Annotated in this window: 14 protein-coding genes and 1 tRNA gene; 4 read left to right on the top strand and 11 right to left on the bottom strand. The window is 40.9% G+C overall.

The genetic code is table 11. From position 1 onward, the window contains the following. Positions 1-111: 111 nt before the first annotated feature. Entirely contained in the window at positions 112-1,227 is a 1,116-nt protein-coding gene (gene ald / locus RGE70_RS09715) for an alanine dehydrogenase (protein ID WP_310471260.1), read from the top strand. Between the two features lie 70 nt (positions 1,228-1,297). Here ald and RGE70_RS09720 read toward each other — a convergent pair whose 3' ends face one another. The 4 genes from RGE70_RS09720 to RGE70_RS09735 all read right to left on the bottom strand — a co-directional run bounded on the left by RGE70_RS09720 (position 1,298) and on the right by RGE70_RS09735 (position 6,984). Next, on the bottom strand, positions 1,298-1,978 hold the full coding sequence (locus RGE70_RS09720; protein ID WP_310471261.1) for a response regulator transcription factor: 681 nt from the start codon (positions 1,976-1,978) through the stop codon (positions 1,298-1,300). A gap of 144 nt (positions 1,979-2,122) precedes the next feature. Then, positions 2,123-3,895 (bottom strand): DUF885 domain-containing protein, encoded by a 1,773-nt coding sequence (locus tag RGE70_RS09725; protein ID WP_310471262.1) that lies wholly within the window; start codon positions 3,893-3,895, stop codon positions 2,123-2,125. A 273-nt stretch (positions 3,896-4,168) separates the two neighbouring features. Continuing rightward, positions 4,169-6,097: a RecQ family ATP-dependent DNA helicase gene (locus tag RGE70_RS09730; protein ID WP_310471263.1), complete on the bottom strand. Its 1,929-nt coding sequence runs from the start codon at positions 6,095-6,097 to the stop codon at positions 4,169-4,171. 26 nt (positions 6,098-6,123) lie between these two features. Further along, positions 6,124-6,984, bottom strand: coding sequence for an endonuclease/exonuclease/phosphatase family protein (locus RGE70_RS09735; protein ID WP_310471264.1), 861 nt, complete (start codon positions 6,982-6,984; stop codon positions 6,124-6,126). 162 nt (positions 6,985-7,146) lie between these two features. On the opposite strand from RGE70_RS09735, the gene cls reads away from it, so the two are divergent. Continuing rightward, entirely contained in the window at positions 7,147-8,604 is a 1,458-nt protein-coding gene (gene cls, locus RGE70_RS09740) for a cardiolipin synthase (protein ID WP_310472958.1), read from the top strand. 64 nt (positions 8,605-8,668) lie between these two features. Further along, positions 8,669-9,367, top strand: a complete 699-nt coding sequence (locus tag RGE70_RS09745) for a sulfotransferase (protein WP_310471265.1) — start codon at positions 8,669-8,671, stop codon at positions 9,365-9,367. 149 nt (positions 9,368-9,516) lie between these two features. Here the strand turns inward: RGE70_RS09745 and RGE70_RS09750 are convergent. The 6 genes from RGE70_RS09750 to astE form a co-directional block, all read right to left on the bottom strand. Next, positions 9,517-9,606 (bottom strand) — tRNA-Ser (locus RGE70_RS09750). A 403-nt stretch (positions 9,607-10,009) separates the two neighbouring features. Continuing rightward, complete coding sequence (gene nadA, locus RGE70_RS09755) at positions 10,010-11,077, bottom strand: quinolinate synthase NadA (RefSeq protein ID WP_310471266.1); 1,068 nt, start codon at positions 11,075-11,077, stop codon at positions 10,010-10,012. Positions 11,078-11,212: 135 nt separating this feature from the next. Beyond that, a complete protein-coding gene (locus RGE70_RS09760; protein ID WP_310471267.1) occupies positions 11,213-12,820 on the bottom strand; it encodes a dihydrolipoyllysine-residue acetyltransferase in 1,608 nt (535 codons plus the stop codon). A gap of 9 nt (positions 12,821-12,829) precedes the next feature. After that, a complete protein-coding gene (locus RGE70_RS09765; protein WP_310471268.1) occupies positions 12,830-13,807 on the bottom strand; it encodes an alpha-ketoacid dehydrogenase subunit beta in 978 nt (325 codons plus the stop codon). Positions 13,808-13,809: 2 nt separating this feature from the next. Next, entirely contained in the window at positions 13,810-14,988 is a 1,179-nt protein-coding gene (locus RGE70_RS09770) for a thiamine pyrophosphate-dependent dehydrogenase E1 component subunit alpha (RefSeq protein ID WP_310471269.1), read from the bottom strand. A 179-nt stretch (positions 14,989-15,167) separates the two neighbouring features. Next, on the bottom strand, positions 15,168-16,205 hold the full coding sequence (gene astE, locus RGE70_RS09775) for a succinylglutamate desuccinylase (RefSeq protein WP_310471270.1): 1,038 nt from the start codon (positions 16,203-16,205) through the stop codon (positions 15,168-15,170). 240 nt (positions 16,206-16,445) lie between these two features. On the opposite strand from astE, the gene msrA reads away from it, so the two are divergent. Beyond that, positions 16,446-16,925, top strand: a complete 480-nt coding sequence (gene msrA, locus RGE70_RS09780) for a peptide-methionine (S)-S-oxide reductase MsrA (protein ID WP_310471271.1) — start codon at positions 16,446-16,448, stop codon at positions 16,923-16,925. Positions 16,926-16,980: 55 nt separating this feature from the next. Here msrA and pgm read toward each other — a convergent pair whose 3' ends face one another. Then, the gene (gene pgm, locus RGE70_RS09785) at positions 16,981-18,627 is read right to left on the bottom strand and encodes a phosphoglucomutase (alpha-D-glucose-1,6-bisphosphate-dependent) (RefSeq protein ID WP_310471272.1); all 1,647 of its coding nucleotides are present in this window, start codon (positions 18,625-18,627) and stop codon (positions 16,981-16,983) included. Positions 18,628-18,655: the final 28 nt, after the last annotated feature.

Raw genomic sequence — 18,655 nt, forward strand, 5'->3', positions numbered from 1 at the left:
CTGCTAAAGGAATACTATACTAGATTTCCCTGCAACAATCACGTGCAGGCTTTTTAAAATAACAATTACACCCATCCTAAATGGGTTTTTATGCGAAATTGAGGCTCAAAAATGATTATTGGTGTTCCAAAAGAAATCAAAAACCACGAATATCGTGTAGGTATGGTACCGTCGAGTGTTCGTGAGCTAACTCTTCGTGGTCATGAGGTTTTTATTGAAACAAATGCGGGGTCAGGTATTGGTTTTAGTGATGAAGATTATGTCAATGTAGGTGCTAAAATTTTAGCCACTGCTGCAGAAGTATTTGCTTCATCTGAAATGATTGTAAAAGTAAAAGAACCCCAAGCTGTTGAACGTGCAATGCTACGTGAAGACCAACTGTTATTTACTTACTTACATTTAGCCCCTGATCTACCACAAACAGAAGACTTAATTAAAAGCGGGTCTGTTTGTATCGCTTATGAAACCGTTACTGACGACCGTGGTGCATTGCCACTACTTGCGCCAATGTCAGAAGTTGCTGGTCGGATGTCAATTCAAGCGGGCGCTATGGCGCTAGAAAAATCTTCTGGTGGCCGCGGTATGTTACTTGGTGGGGTTCCTGGAGTTGAACCAGCAAAAGTTGTCATTATTGGTGGTGGTATGGTGGGAACTAACGCCGCACAAATGGCCGTTGGTCTTGGTGCTGATGTCGTAATTCTTGATCGTAGCATTGATGCTCTTCGTCGTTTAAACGCACAGTTTGATAATAAGGTCAAAGCTATTTATTCAACTGCTGATTCGATAGAAAAGCATGTATTAGAAGCAGACTTAGTCATTGGCGGTGTACTTGTTCCAGGTGCTGCGGCGCCGAAATTGGTAACAAAAGCGCACATTGCAGCGATGAAACCAGGAGCGGCAATTGTTGATGTTGCAATTGACCAAGGTGGTTGTATTGAAACTTCTCACGCAACAACACATCAAGATCCAACTTATATTGTTGATGATGTAGTGCATTACTGTGTTGCTAATATGCCAGGTGCTGTAGCGCGAACTTCAACTTTTGCGTTAAATAATGCCACACTTCCTTATATAATTAAGTTGGCTCAACTTGGTTACCGTGAAGCGTTATTACAAGACAAGCATCTATTAAATGGCCTTAACGTAATGCATGGTAAGATCACTTGCCCTGAAGTTGCTGAAGCGCTTAATTTTGAGTTTGTAGACCCAACTACATTGCTAAAGTAGTTAACTCCACATTTTAAAATATAAAGCCATTCAGCTAATGAATGGCTTTTTTATTGCCTCGCCCGAGGTATCAATATGGTTGGTCGACAAAAACGTAACCTTTACCTCTAACGGTATTAATCAATGATTTAGGTAACTGTGTAGCAGCAAGTTTTCGCCTAGCATTGCTAATATGCATGTCTAAATTTCGATCAAATTGGCCATATTCTTTGTTTAACACCCTTAGCTGTAACTCATGTTTATCGATCACCTGACCCTTTCGCTCAAATAGGTATTGAAATATTTTAAATTCAGTTTGGGTAAACAACACGTCTTTTGATGAAATAGATACTTTAAAACAACTAGGGTCAAAATGAATAACCTGAGACTGATGGTTATCAGTATCGAGTTCTTTTTTAACTAGATTTATACGGCGTTTAATCGCATTTATACGCACAATCAACTCTTTTACACTAAAAGGTTTTGTTAAAAAATCATCAGCACCATATTCAAAAGCTCGAATGCGTTCTTGCTCAGTATTGACTGAGGAAGTGACTATAACTGGGGTGGTATTTAGATGCGACAATATAGTACCAGCAACGATTGATGGACCAATATTAAGGGCGATGATGTCTGGTTGACCGCAACCTAGCTTATCGGCAGCTTCTTGGTCATTAAAAGCGGTGGTCACATTGAAATGATGAGTCTCTAATTCTTCTTTCAACAGCACTGTTGAAGGTTCATCTTGATCAACGATGAGAATATTCTTCATTACTTAAATCTAAATGATAATAGTTACCATTAAGGTTACCTGAATGTTTTACCTAATACTAGTATATGAACGGCCTCTTTGTCATGTTGTGAACCTGCAAAAAAAACCAGCAATATAATTGCTGGTTTTATGTCCATTACGTCACTATTTATTGAGCATTAGTGCTCGAATGTACTTCACAGGTGCACTGCCGTAACTTAAAAACTCTTCATGAAAAGCCTTTAAATCAAACTCATTTCCTTTCAGTGCTTTGTATTCTTCCCTAAAGTCATAAATTTCGCGGTAACCTGAATAATAACTGGTCAGCTGCACTTGGCTTAACGTGGCTCTTCGCCATTTTCCTTCAGCTTCCGCTTTTTGTTGAAAAGCTTCGTTCATCATTAGATCTAGCGCGGCGGGTTTATCCATCCCCTTAACCTGAATACTGTAATCAAGAATAGTGTTACATATCACTCGGAGGTTCCATTTGTAGTACATCAACCACATTTCAGGTTCAAATGCACCGTAGCCCTCTTCCAGCATCATACGTTCAGCATAAACCGCCCAGCCTTCGACCATGGCTCCATTACCGAATAAGCTTTTTATCAAGCTTGGTGATTCGTTAGAAAACACCAATTGCGTATAATGGCCAGGTATTGCCTCATGAATATTTAACACCTGTAAAATCCAGTGGTTGTATTCTCTTAAGTAACTTTCAGCCGACTCATCATCCATATTATCGAGTGGAGTAACATTATAATATGTATTCCCCGATTTCTCGTAAGGTCCAGGTGCACTAATTGATGCACCAGCATAACCACGCATATAAGCAGGTGTTTCTCTTACCACCAATGGCTTGTTTGGATCCAGAGTAACTAGATCTTTTTCTTTTACAAATGCTATCAACTCTGGGATTTGAGCTCTTACCTCATCAACAAAATCATCTCGCTTAACATGTTTTGCCGATAGTTTATCAATCATTTGCTTAATAGCGATTTTTTCATCTACGGGTTTGGCCGTTGAAAAGTACTTTGGCCATAATGTGTCGGTCAATTTTGCCATTTCAGCTTGAATTTGATTTTTATCGTTAACCGCTTTTTCGTAGAGTGCTTTACCCGTCATGCCAGCTTGGATATCAAAAGCAAACTTCTGCTCATACATCGCTTCGCCAATCCGAAAGCTACGAGCGCCTTCTTTAATTAATTTTGCCTCTAACGTTTTAAGCCATTCAATATGTCCAGTAATTGCCATTTTCGCGTTATTGAACCGCGTCATAAATAACGCTTGTTGTGTATTCGATAACCCTGAAGCAATAACTTGGTCTAACAAATCATTATTAAAGATTGAGAATGCACCCTCGTTTTGCATAATCGCCAGCTGAGTATGTTCTAAAGTTGGATTAGAAATATTTTCTTTAGCGGCTGCGTAATATGCTGGTACGTTTTCCATTCTAGATAATACGGACACAAGTCGCTCATCTAGTGGAGCAAAGTCTTCATTAAGGATTTGGGCAAAACCACCAGATACGTTATAACTGCTTGGGTCCCACTGCCATGACTTAAAAGTTTCAATGTCCCAGCGCATCTGACCCAGCAAGTTTTCAATCAAACGGTAATCAGTTAGCAATCCTGCTGATAATGCATCTTTATCAAAGCTGGCTAACAATGCCGATTGTTTATCAACAAAGGCTAATGAGGCTTGACGCGATTTGGCATTAGGTACTTTAAGTACGCCATCATATTTATGAAAACCGTTGTACAAGGCCCATGTTGGAGATTCAATCCATAATGCATCGATAAACGCTGTACTAAATTGCTCAAATGCTGCGTTTTGTTCTGTAACTACAACGGTTGGCGACTCTATAGTTGAAGTAGTTTGGCAGGCGGTTAGCCCTGAAAGTGATAATGCTATGACGAGTGATAATGATGCTTTTTTCATCTGAAATCCCTTGGTTATGTTGTTCGCAATCTGTGTTGCGATCAATTTTCAGATAGTAAAGCATGTTATCTTTTAAATTTCAGTAACTAAGTCACACTAGAAAACCTTTGTTACACAAGATGCGAAAACAAAGCGTAAAACACAAATCACTAATATTGCAGGTAATAATGACGCACAAAAAAAGGCCGTGATGATTCCAATCAGTAATCTAATCAATCACAGCCTACATTGCGAACCCAGCGGCTCTTTAATCTTTGCTTGGCGGGTATGAAGTTACAGGTGGTTTTCCACCCAGTGCAATACATCTTGAAAGCGATAACGTTCAAAATAACCAAAGCCTTTAACTTGCCTCAGTTTTAATTTGGTAAACACTGGCGTGGTTAAACCACATAAAAAACGCGTTAGCAGCACTGCAGAACCTTGAGCTTTAAGTTTATCTACGGCTTCTTGCGTGACGGCATTAAAATCATACTCGGACAACGGCTTTAAATTGGCAGGCTCTGGTAATACTGTAACTTGTTGCCGACATACAGAACAATGGCCGCATGGAGAACAAACATTGGGGTCGGAAAAATACTGTGCAAGTTGTAAACTTAAACAATGATCACTACCAAAGAAACTAACTAAAAAATTAATCCGTTGTATTTCACTTTGCTCTTTTTGTTTAAATTGTTGAAATAAACGGCTTGGTAAGCCTCTATCATTTAGAGGCTCATCAAATACGTCAAACACTTGCGTCAATTGCTTACTTTGCAGTTCAATCAATTGTTTTTGATCTAAATAATCCAGCGCTTTGATGGCACGACCGCGGCTATTGGGGTAAACCGTTTCTAATTGATTAAGATCGGCGCTGTGCCAAATTTTTGCCTTAGAAGAAGTATCAATGATCGCTTTGACAAAGCTTTGCCTTTCGGGGTCAAACCGACCAAGTATGTCTGGCAAAGAAGTTAATAATTTATAACGATATTCAGCAAAGTAACTAAATTTTGGTTTTATTGCGCCTTGCATTTCTAAGTAAACTAGTAAGGTTTTTAAGCTAAGAGGCCTTATATTCGACGATGTTGATAATTGATTGAGCATCATCTCCCAACTATTTGTCTGTTGTGACACGGACTGTATTTCACCGATAACTTTAGCGATGGCGCTCTGTTCTGGAGTGTCTCCAAATACAAAATTCTCTAATACATTTAAGTTATCTTTATTTGCCAATACCAGACATTGCGACTGCTGTGCATCTCGTCCTGCTCGCCCTATCTCTTGGGCATAGTTCTCAATTGATTTGGGCAGATCATAATGAACAACGAAACGAATATCGCTTTTATCTATCCCCATTCCAAATGCAATAGTCGCAACGATAATCGGCACTTCACCACGCATAAACTGAGCCTGAATGGCGCTGCGACGGTCGTTATCTAACCCAGCATGATACGCAAGCGCTTTGTAACCTTGCGACTGCAAATAACTTGCAATGACCTCTGCTGTTTTTTGTAATGTCACATAAACAATGCCACTTGACTGCTGCTGTGCCGTTAACCATTGCGCTAAGTACTGCTGCTTATCTTGCTCTTTTATCCCAACAGCGCCGATATCTAAATTTGGCCGGTAAAATCCAGTAAGAGTTATATCAGCAGGGGCAATGTTAAATTTGCGGCCCATGTCCTCAATCACTTTAGCTGTAGCCGTTGCGGTCAATAATAATACTTGCGGGATATTAAGTGCTTGTTGATAACTCGGTAGTTTGAGGTAATCAGGTCTAAAATTGTGGCCCCATTCTGAAATACAATGCGCTTCGTCTACCACTAATAATGATATATCAATCCCACCGATAAACCGGCGGAAACGTTCATTATTGAGCCGCTCGACTGAAATCATCAATATTTTGATACTACCGTCACTAACACCATCTAATACGGCAGCGGCTTGTTCTGGTGTTTGCGTAGAATCAATTGATGCAGCAGCAATACCACGGGAGGCTAAAAATGCTAATTGATCTTGCATTAAAGCTAATAAGGGCGATACAACTAATGTTAAATGCGGCAATGCTATGGCCGGAAGCTGATAACAAAGTGACTTACCTGAACCTGTCGGAAAAATAGCTGCTGCACTGCTGCCAGCAATTATGGTGCTAATCACCTCTTGTTGGCCGGCTCTGAAGGAATCAAATCCAAAATACTGTTTTAATAACGCGTGCGCGTTGTTCATGCTTTTTCCTGTGGTAATTGTCTGAATTATTGTGGGCGTTTTCGCTGTAATCTGAAATACGCCTTTACTGGGTTGTGATCTGAGCTATCAGTAACAATCGATTCTGTATTAACTAATTGCAGTTCTCGATAAAAAATATGGTCAAGCGGACTACCCATAAATGTGGTGCGTGAATCATCTTTTGGTATGGCTTCTGTCAAACCGGCTTGTTTCACAAGCTCTTGTATATAGCTTAAGCGCTCTTGACTCCAAGTATTTAAATCACCCGCCAATATAATTGGCCCTGTATGGCTATTCATGGCTGTGGCTACTATCTCTAATTGCTGGCGGTACGCTTTAAGACCGAGCGTAAAATTTACACTATGAATGTTAATCACCAATAATTGGCTCGAGTCTGACAATAAATAGTGAGAAATTAATAGTGATTTAGGGTATTTAATCAACGGCTCGGCTAGTCGATATGAACAAGAACTAATGGGGTAGCCCGCAGATATGTTCATTACACCTATTGGCTCACCTTCATACACAAACGCTTTGCTAAGCACCCATGCTTCTTTCAATATTTCAAGTTGCTGGGTTAACTCAACAGATTGACTTACTTCCTGTAACAAAAGTAATTCTGTACGGTCAGTCAACGTGGTTAATACGCTGAGCCAATCATCTTTTGTCTGTTTATAGATATTCCAGGTTGCAATATCTAAATTACCATGTCGATCTATTGGAGTCGGCTCAGCAATATTGATACATTGCTCTGCAGGATCTGTGTTTACAGAGCTCGATAATAGTGTATCTTCGCTTGGTATATCAGTGTTGTGGTAGATATAAAATGAAGACGCACCTACCACCAACATTAAAAACAGGATAAGTTTAACCAAGATTTTAATCATAATTAATAATTCAGCTTTCAACTTAGATTTACAGTAATCTTTTCATTATAATAGCTTTTTATCTATTGCGGCATAATGATTCACCGTTATACGTAATGGCATTATATATTCAATCTCAAAGTTTATTTAAGTGTAGTTAAGGTGTTCATCATTAAAGAAAATATAGATCAGTTTTACCAAGTGTTTACCGTTGCAAGTGTTTTTGTTTCTTGGTTGGTGATCGCTGCTGTGAGTATTCGTGTGGTAATAAAGCGACAAGCCATTAGTGTATCACTTGCATGGTTGATGATTATCTATATTGTGCCATTAGGCGGGGTATTTGCTTACTTATTATTTGGTGAGTTAAATTTAGGCAAAAAAAGAGCCGCACGAGGGCAACAAATGTTTGCCCCTTATGAGCAGTGGTTATCTAATTTGTATCAGATGCGCCAATACGTGCCTCAATTATCCAGTTATCATGGCCAATCCATTAGTGCAATTGCCGAGAAGCAGTTAGGGATCCCTGCACTCGCAGATAACCAATTAACGCTACTAAAACAGCCAAATGACATTTTAAGCAACTTAATCAATGACATAAATAATGCTCAAATTTCCATTCACCTCGAATTCTACATTTGGCACCCTGGCGGTAAAGCAGATGATGTTGCCCAAGCACTCATAAACAAAGCTAAAAATGGTGTTAGCGTAAGGTTATTACTCGATGCAGCAGGCAGTCGCACCTTTTTCAAAAGCCAATGGCCCAGCCGGTTACAAAAAGCAGGCGTTGTTGTCGTTAAAGCTCTTGAGGTTGCTCCGTTACGAATGCTGTTTAGACGTTTAGACTTAAGGTTACACCGAAAAATTGTGGTAATAGACAATACAGTCGCGTACACAGGCTCAATGAATCTTGTTGACACCAAGTTCTTTAATCGAACTGCCGGTGTAGGCGAATGGGTAGATGTAATGGTACGTATTACAGGCACTACTGTCCCTGTACTCAATAGTATTTATGCTTGGGACTGGGAAGTTGAAACCAATGAACGTTTATTGCCCGACTTACCGAAATGCTTATCGCATAAAAATGATGATATTATCGATTTAGTACAGGTTATCCCCTCTGGGCCGGGCATGCGTGAGGAGGTGATCCACCGTGTACTTTTACAGTGTATTTACCAAGCCCATAAGAGCATTGTTATTACAACGCCCTATTTTGTGCCAAGTGAAAACTTACAGTTAGCCTTGGTTATTGCCGCGCAGCGAAATGTTGCTGTGCATATCATCATACCGGATAAAAATGATTCCTTGATGGTCGAATGGGCTAGTCGCTCTTTTTTCTCAGAATTACTGGACGCGGGGGTTAACATACACCGCTTTAAAGGTGGCTTGTTACATACTAAATCTGTAATGATTGATGATAACCATTGCTTAGTTGGTACTGTAAACCTTGATATGCGCAGCCTGTGGCTTAATTTTGAGGTAACTTTAGCCGTTGACGACCTCAAATTTACTCAAGATCTACAACAGCTCCAGCAGTCTTATATTGCTAACTCTGACAGCGTTTGTCCAAATGTATGGCAACAACGACCTTTTATACACCGAGTAATCGAACGAATATTTTCGTTGTTTAGCCCGTTACTATAAATATGAAATCAGTAAGGCTTGCCGACAACAACTAGGGGAAACACATGCAATTGGCCTCAAGATCATGAATAAAGTTTTCATCATTGGTTTACCCCGAACAGGCACAACGAGCATTAGCGTGGCCCTATTAGACTATGGTTTTAAAGTCGCGCACACCGCATATACCAAACGAGCCTTCGAGTTAGCCGATGTTATATCTGACTCCCCTTGCTTTTGCGATTATCAACAATTAGATCGCTTATTCCCCAACTCTAAATTTGTCTATTTAGAGCGAGAGCTTTCTCGGTGGGTTCCCTCGATGCAGATGCTGATCAACAAAATGCAGGCTAATCTTGACCTTGAAACAGGCATATTCAACCCTGTGTTAAAACGCACCTTTAATACTGTTTTTAAACTATCTACTACCGCCGCACCAGATGATCACGGCCATCTGATCCAATGTTATCAAGAGCATAAACAAGCAGTACTCAAATACTTTGAAGGCCGACATGATTTACTTTGTATCGATATCAGTCAGCAAAACTCGTTAAAGCAATTACTGACATTTTTAAATACCGATACGTTAATTACCAAACGGCTTAAACAAGCACAAAGTACAAAACAACTAGCAGACCTAATTCCAGAAAATGACATTGCAACCAAGCTGTCTTTCCCACACTTAAACCGTGGCCGCCAAGTTGCCTGCTGGAAGGAATATAAGCACCCTAACAAGGTTAACTCTAATGCTGCGGGTAAAGAGCAACGAAAGTTTTTTAATTACTAATGCTTGCAGTTAACTTATGGGAACAAACAATACATAGGAGCCTATACCACACAGATAAACCAAAGCTTGGCTGGTTAATTTAGTATATACGCCATAAATTTTACACAGCAAAAAGCCCGTTATCTTTCGATAACGGGCTTTTCTATATATGGCGGTGAGCGAGAGATTCGAACTCTCGTTAGGGGTAAACCTAAACACACTTTCCAGGCGTGCGCCTTCAGCCACTCAGCCAGCTCACCAATTGATTGTTTATAGTGAATAATCAACACTTATCAGCAACAAAGCTTACGTTGCCAACGGAGCCGTACTTTACGCAAAAGCCGCAACTACGTCAAGCCAAATAAACGTGTGGATAAGTGTTTGAACACTTACCAACCAAATTACGTCTATTTGTTTGATTTTAATTCAATTTACATCGTATTTTATCTACCAATACTACTCAGCTTTAGCGTAAAAATTTGTGCTGCATTAAAGCGGCTAAATGAAGTTAAGCAGCAAACAACCAAAGTGATGTTGCTTTACTAACAACTTGGTGCTGAACAGGTTATCTTAGCAACAGATCATGCTAGATATCAGCAAGCACCTAAATTTAGGTACAAAAAAAGCCTGCAATAGCAGGCCTTTTAAAGTTAATATCCAGTTTTACGCATTGCCCTTTACTGTCATATGCAATGTTTTAGCAAAATCCAACATTCTATCAAGTGGTTTTAATGCGTCTAACCGAAGTGCATCGTCAACAAATATTTCGTGTTGTTGATCGCTGCCCTGCTCCAACGCGCTTTCAATCGCTGTTAAGCCATTCATAGCCATCCAAGGACAATGAGCACAGCTTTTACAAGTTGCACCATTACCACCCGTAGGGGCTTCAATCAACGTTTTATCAGGTGCAGCTTGCTGCATCTTATAAAAAATGCCTCTATCAGTAGCCACAATAAATTTATCGTTATCCATCGATTGCGCAGCTTTGATCAACTGACTTGTAGAACCGACAGCATCGGCTAATGCTACAACACTTGCTGGAGATTCTGGATGCACTAACACAGCAGCTGTAGGGTGTTGCTTTTTAAGCTCAGTTAAAGCCCTAGCTTTAAACTCATCGTGGACAATACAATCACCCTGCCACATCAACATTTCAGCGCCTGTTTCTTTAGCAATATAGCTGCCTAGATGGCGATCTGGCCCCCAAATAATTTTCTTACCTTCGCTGTCTAAATGTTCCACAATTTCAAGCGCTATACTAGAGGTCACGACCCAGTCCGCCCGAGCTTTAACTGCTGCTGAAGTATTAGCGTAAACCACGACAGTATGGTCAGGGTGCTCGTCACAAAACTTGCTGAAGGTATCGATAGGACAGCCAATATCAAGCGAGCATGTCGCCTCGAGCGTCGGCATCAAAACTGTTTTTTCAGGGCTCAATATTTTAGAGGTTTCCCCCATAAACTTAACCCCAGCAACAATTAATGTTTGTGCTGGATGATCACGGCCAAAACGGGCCATTTCTAACGAATCTGACACACAGCCGCCCGTTTCTTCAGCTAATGCTTGAATTTCAGGGTCGGTATAATAATGGGCAACAAGTACCGCATTGCGTTCTTTTAGTAACTGCTTAATTCGCGCTTTTGATTGAGCCTTCTCGATTTCAGACAACAAAACAGGCTTAGGCGGAAATGGATAGTCAATACTTTCTATAATTGGGGCTGACACGCTCATACTAAAACCAAAGACAATGACTGATTCGCGAAATTATACTGAAAAGTTAACAACTTTAAAACTGGTTAAACGGAAGGAAATACAATAAAGGCGCTTTAATCAGCGCCTTTATTCAATTCACTATTGGGTTAATGCTTATTGCATTGCCAGTAGCATTTCTTGTGGTTGTTCAAGGTACAGTTTCCATAAATTACAAAAACGCGCAATAGTACCGCCATCAATGACGCGGTGATCACCAGACCAGCTCACCTGCATGATTTTTCGCGCTTCAACAACACCATCGGCATTAAACCTTGGCAAAACTTGTACCTTGCCTAAAGCAACAATAGCCACTTCTGGTTTATTGATAATTGGCGTAGCAACTGTGCCGCCCAATGCACCTATATTAGAGATGGAAATCGTTCCACCTTTTAGATCGGCCGGAAGCACACGTCCACTTCGTGCCGCAGCAGTTAAGCGAGTAATATCAGCTGCAATGGCTAATATTGACTTACTTTGCACGTCTTTCACATTCGGTACGAGCAAGCCAACTTTAGAATCAACCGCCATACCAATATTATGACTTGATAACAGAGTTTGCTCAGTGCAATCAGCATTGACGCGGCTGTTTAGATCGGGAAATTGTTTTAAAGCTAGCGATAACGACTTCATGAAAAACGGCATCATCGTGAGCTTTAATTCATCTGTTGAATGCTTTTTCTTCATCGCTTCGCGCAGCGCAATTAATTCCGTTAAATCGAACTCTTCACAATAGGTGAAGTGCGGAATAGTGTTGACTGATTCAGTCATCATTTTCGCCATCACGGCACGCACGCCTTTAATTGGCACAACGGTGTCACTGACTGTTGCTGCGTTAAGGCTGTTAGATCCTTGCGATACATCTTTATTCACTGCTTGAGTCGATTCAGTTGGTATCGTAGTGGCAGCCGGAACTTGATGACGTTCAATATCTTCTTTATAAACCCGCCCATGTTTTCCCGTGCCTTTTACAGCGGAGATATCAATATCTAAAGTACGAGCCATACGGCGTACAGCAGGGCTCGCGAGTGCTTTACCTTGTGCTAAAGTGTCATTGGTATCAATATTTTTCACACACTGCTTATCAATGTTTTCTACTGATAAATTAGATACTTGAGAGTTAAACTTGTTTTCAACTGGCTCATCAACTAAAGGTATTTCATTATGTTCAACAGAAACTTCAACTGCAAATAATGGAGCATGGACTTGTGCTAACTGGCCCTTACGATAATGTAACTTAACTATTTTGCCGTTTTTAATCGCAGGAATTTGCACGAGTGCTTTGTCAGTCATTACATCTGCAATGGGCTGATCTTCAACAACCATATCACCCTCTTTGACTAGCCACTCAACTAATTCACATTCAACAATGCCCTCACCAATATCAGGCAATAGAAATTCTTCAACCTTGGTAGTCACAAAAGGTGAAGCTGATACCGTTTCTAACATCGGCGCTGAGTCATCAGATACAGGACTTGCATCGTCATCGTTAATTTTTACTGAATACAATGGCGCGTGCACTTTGGCAATATCACCCTTGGCATAATGTAATTTAGCAATGATCCCCGCGTGTGGTGCCGGTATTTGTACCAACGCTTTGTCAGTCATTACATCAGCGATTGGTTGGTCTTCTATTACCACATCACCTTCTTGAACCAACCATTCTACTAATTCACACTCAACAACACCTTCACCGATATCCGGCAAGATAAACTCTTTAATCATGGTTGGCTCCTAAAAATTGACTGATGCTGTAATTGCTTCAAATGTTTTTAACGCATCAGGCATATATTCTTTTTCATGGATCAATGGATATGGTGTATCCAGTCCACATACTCGAGCGATGGGAGATTCTAAATATAAAAAGCATTGCTCTTGAATCGTTGCGGCAATTTCACCCGCAAAGCCACCTGTCAATGGCGCTTCGTGATTAATCAACAAACGGCCAGTTTTCTTTACTGAGGTAGCTACAGTATCTGCATCCCATGGCGACAACGTCCGTAAATCAATCACCTCGCACGAGATCCCTTTTTTAGCTGCCATATCAGCTGCATGCTCTAGGATCTCCATCTGTGCGCCCCAGCCTAACAACGTAATATCGGTGCCCTTACGGATCACCTCTGCTTTACCCAGTTCAATATCAAGCTCGCCGTCTCTAACGTCACCAACAGAGGCACGGTACAAACGTTTAGGTTCAAAGAAAATGACCGGATTTTTATCGCGAATAGAGGCTATCAATAGCCCTTTTGCTTGTTCAGGGTTACGTGGAATAACCACCTTTAACCCTGGCGTTTGAGTAAAGTAGGCTTCAGGTGACTGTGAGTGATAATGACCGCCAGCTATACCGCCACCATAAGGAGTACGGAACGTTAAGCCGCCGACATCAAATTGATCACCACTACGGTATCTAAACTTGGCACTTTCGTTGACGATTTGGTCAATAGCAGGAAAGATATAATCTGCGAACTGTATTTCAGCCACAGCGGTCATGCCATTAGAGGCTAACCCATTGGCAAAGCCTGCAATGCCCTGCTCTGTAAGAGGGGTATTAAAGCAACGGTCATGACCAAATTTTTCTTGTAAGCCGGATGTGGCTCTAAAAACACCGCCGAAGTGGCCGACGTCTTCACCAAACACCAACATTTTAGGATCTGCTTCCATTTCTGAGCTTAGGGCTTCGTTAATGGCTTGCAACATATTCATCTGTGCCATTGTTATATTCTCCCTGCGCTTTTAGGGTAAGCTTTTGGATATTTTTTAATATGCGCTTTAAGTTCTGTCAGTTGCTTTTCTAGCAAAGGCGTTGGTTTGTCGTAGACATCTTCTATAAGTTCGTCTAAATGCGGTAGTGGAATTTTTTCTGCCACTTTTAGTGCAGCGAGTACTTCTTCGCGATATTTTTCAAACAGCGCAGCATCTTGGCTTTCATTAAGCCAACCTTTATTAATCATCCACAGCTTGAAGCGTTTAACGGGATCATGCAGTTGCCATTTTTCTTCTTCATCTTTTGAGCGATAACCAGACGGATCATCTGAAGAAGAATGCGCGCCAAGGCGATATGTCATGGCTTCAATCAATACTGGTGCGTTATTATCTAGCGCGTATGCACGAGCTTGTTGAGTGGCTGCTAAAACAGCAAGCATGTCATTACCATCAACACGAATCGTGTGTATTCCGTAACCTGGGCCACGACTGGCAATACCGTTCCCCGCAAACTGCTCTTCTGTTGGCGTTGAGATGGCGTAGCCATTGTTACGGCAAAAGAATATCACCGGTGTATTTAATACCGCCGCCATATTCAACCCTGCGTGGAAATCACCTTCAGAGGCAGCACCGTCACCAAAGTAGCAAATAGCAATATTACGCTTTTTTTGAATTTTTAAGCTGTATGCCACGCCGGTAGCTTGGGGGATTTGAGTGGCTAGCGGTGATGAAATTGTTTGGTAATTTAATGCTTCACTACCATAATGGATCGGCATCTGACGCCCTTTACCCAAATCTTTTTCATTACTAAATAACTGATTCATAAATTGCTCAGTCGTAAAACCACGGTAACGAATTGCTGCGTGCTCACGATATTGAGCTAAAATAACATCTCCATCGTCAAGTGCAGCAGTGCTGCCAATGATGGAGGCTTCTTCCCCGGTGCAGGTCATATAAAAGCTTATTCGACCTTGGCGCTGGGCACCGAGCATCCGTTCATCAAGTACACGGGTAAAAACACATGTATCATGTATTTTACTCGCTAATACTTCATCAATATTAGGCAGTATCGCACTGTCATAAACGGTGCCGTCTGCCTGTAAGATTTTTAAAATGGGGATCGCGACAGCATCTTTATCTAAAAAGCTGACCCGATGGACAGTTTCTGCATTTGTTGTTGCGTTACTCATAAGGTGCTCTTGTTGTTATTGCTGAACATGTTGGCTGCAGCATTTTTATATTTTTTATACGCGGAAAGAACATTACGTTAACGTAAACTAACACTCAACACTTGCTAACATTTTGACAGCAACTATGCGACTTGGAGCATGTATATATTGGTTTACAACGTTAATATTTACGTTTTAAATCAAGCCAGATTGCTATCATCTGCCGCAGTTAACATAAGTACTGTGCGTTGGCCCACCGGCACTTTGGCATTTGGAAACACAATAGACTCTGAAGCATGTTGAATTTTAACTGGCTGCCCACCTTCCATGGCTAATGTGTAACCTTGGGGAAATGCAGTAAAGTTTTCGACATCGTTAGTAAAATTAAATTCAAAATCATCAAAATGTTTATTTATTGAACGGCAAACTTGGTAGAGGTTTAACCTTTTTAAATCAAATTCGGGTAATTGTAGATCTTTACCCGTCATTAATAATGTTAATGACGCCTTCAATGCTATAAAGCGAGTCATGTCATTTTGTCCCATCGGAAATACTTTACCTAGCTCAATAGTAAAAGCGTCTGCTTGATAATTTTCCGATGAAAAATAACTGAATGTCGTTGTAGGTTCATGGTGGAATAAAATGGTGTTTATGCCACAAGACTCGAGAAACATAATCTGTTGTTTACTGTATTTACGGCCAGGTCGATATGGGTAAATCGCAAATTTTTCATGCTTTGAGCCACGAATAGCCGTATGAAGGTCGTAATGGATACGGTGTCGATGCTTGGTATGGGCAGTATAAAAACGGTCGACGTATTGTTCCAACTTATGTGCTCTTACTCGCTCTGGGTTACAAAGCCCTTCATCACGCGAATGGGCTCCATTAAATAATCGGTTAAGGTTCTCATCAATAAAACGGGAACCGTTATGGATGGCAGCCGGGTTACCGATCAAGAACATAACACGCTCTTTAATCAGTAACTGTTGAGACAAAATCTCAGTCATTAATGCATTACAAAGCTCAATTGGTGCAGTTTCGTTACCGTGTACTGCACATGACAAAATGATATCGGTACAGTGCTTTGCTTGTAGGGGTTCAAACACAATCACGCCAGTGTCCCACACTTCAACATGTGTGTGCTCACCGAGATCAAAAGCAAAGCTTTCTGGCAAGTATTGTGGATGCGAGAGGGTAAACGCTAAAAAATCATTAGACTGCTTTAGTTGTTGCAACACAAACGACTCCTTTTGGTGCTAGTCCGTTCGCTAAAAGCCATTTTGATGGAGTTCAAAATCAACTCAAAGCTGATATTGCGACAGATATTAGCATGAAAACATTCAACTTTAGGCAACCAATCACCTACTTTCCCCCAACAACCAGTCAACCGAATTAAAAATGTACTTGCATTGTTTATAAACATACAACAGAATAAAGACATCTAGCCATCCAAACGTCTACATTTATAAGGAGCCAACATGGCATACGCAACATTTGGTGCAGGTTGTTTTTGGGGAGTTGAATATTTTTTCAAACAGGTTGAAGGCGTGAGTAATTGTATTTGTGGTTATATGGGTGGCCAAGATCAATTTACAACGTATGCAGAGGTTAAAACGGGTAATACTGGCCATGCTGAAGTAGTTCAGGTGGAATATGATCCCAATGTCGTCGCTTACGAAACCTTATTAAGTATCTTTTGGAAAAACCACAACCCAACAACGTTAAACCAGCAAGGTGAAGATGTTGGTAGTCAGTATCGTAGCTGTGTTTTTTACCATACCCCACAACAACAGCTATTAGCTCAAACAGCCAAACAAGCCTTAATTAACAGTAAAAAATGGGGCGATAAACCCATCGTCACACAAATCGTAGAAACAGGAACATTTCACGAGGCTGAAGAGTACCACCAAGATTATTTAGCTAAAAATAATCTTCCCAGCTGCCACATCAGCTTTTAAGTGCTGTATTTTATGGATATAAAAAAAGCGCCATGACGGCGCTTTTTTTGAATGATTAATGTTGTAAAGCTTGTTCAACCATCATTTGAGCATCACTGAGTAACCGTTGTAAATGTGACTGACTTACAAAGCTCTCACCATAAAGCTTAAACAAGGCTTCGGTACCAGACGGTCTAGCAGCAAACCACCCGTTTTCCGTAACCACTTTAATACCGCCAATCGATGCGCCATTACCCGGAGCATGGGTTAGCTTTTGGGTAATAACATCACCCGCTAACTCTGTGGCTGATATTGAGTCTACTGATATTTCAGCAAACTTAGCTTTGTTTTCAAGACTAATCGGGCTATCGATACGCTGATAGAAACTTTGGCCAAATTCTTTTTCTAACTCAAGGTAGCGCTGTTGTGGTGTTTTACCAGTAACAGCTAAAATTTCTGCTGCTAACAAACACAAAATAAACCCGTCTTTGTCGGTACACCAAGTACTGCCATCAAGTCGTAAAAATGCCGCGCCAGCGCTTTCTTCACCACCAAATGCAAAAGTGCTGTTGGCTAAGCCATCAACAAACCACTTGAAGCCAACAGGGACTTCAGACATGGCTTTATTATGCATGGCACAGACTTTATCTATCATGGCGCTCGATACTAACGTTTTACCTATCAGCATGGATTCAGTCCAGTTTGGACGGTGCGTAATCAGATAATCGATCGCAACAGCTAAAAAATGATTTGGATTCATTAAGCCGCTACCAGGGCAAACAATACCGTGGCGGTCAAAGTCAGGATCATTACCAAAACACAAATCATATTGGTCTTTATGGGTCAATAATCCTGCCATTGCATAGGGAGATGAACAGTCCATACGGATTTTGCCATCTTTATCTAATGGCATAAAACTAAAGCTAGGGTCGACCTTGTTATTTACGATGCTGATATTTAAACCATATTTATCAGCAATTGGCTGCCAATAATGAATACCCGAGCCACCCAGAGGATCAACGCCTAGGCGTAATTTAGCATTCGCGATAGCTTCTAAATTAATCACGTTTCTTAAGTCATTAACATAAGGCGTGATTAAATCTTGCTCTACAACGTATTCGGTTTGTAGTGCCTGTGTGTAACCAATTCTTTTTACGCCTAGAAGATTATCGGCTAAATACTGATTGGCCTTATTTTGGATCCATTGAGTAATGTCACCTTCTGCAGGGCCGCCATGGGGTGGATTATATTTTATGCCGCCATCTTGGGGAGGGTTATGTGATGGTGTAACAATTAGGCCATCGACTAAAGCACCATCGCCTATTTCTGCATTGGCACAGACAATGGCGTGTGAAACAACCGGCGTAGGTGTATAGCCTTCATTTGCATGTACAACAACATGAACCTGATTAGCAACAAGAACTTCAATCACTGAGATCGCAGCGGGTTGAGACAACGCATGGGTATCAATGCCAAGTATTAATTTTCCGCTGATCCCTGCTTGTTTTCGATAATCTGCTACCGCTTGTGCAATAGCTAAAATATGTGCTTCATTAAAACTTTGTTTAGATGCGCTACCACGGTGGCCAGAGGTGCCAAAAGTAACCTGCTGAGTCGGTTCGCTAACATTTGGACTCAACCGGTAATAAAGACTGATCAATTTTGCAACATTGACCAAGTCCTTTTGTTGCGCCACATGCCCTGCTCTATCATGTATAGCCAAAACTAGCTCCTTTAGTTCTATTTGGTCG

The organism is Shewanella youngdeokensis (genome assembly GCF_033180165.1).
GTDB lineage: Bacteria > Pseudomonadota > Gammaproteobacteria > Enterobacterales > Shewanellaceae > Shewanella > Shewanella youngdeokensis.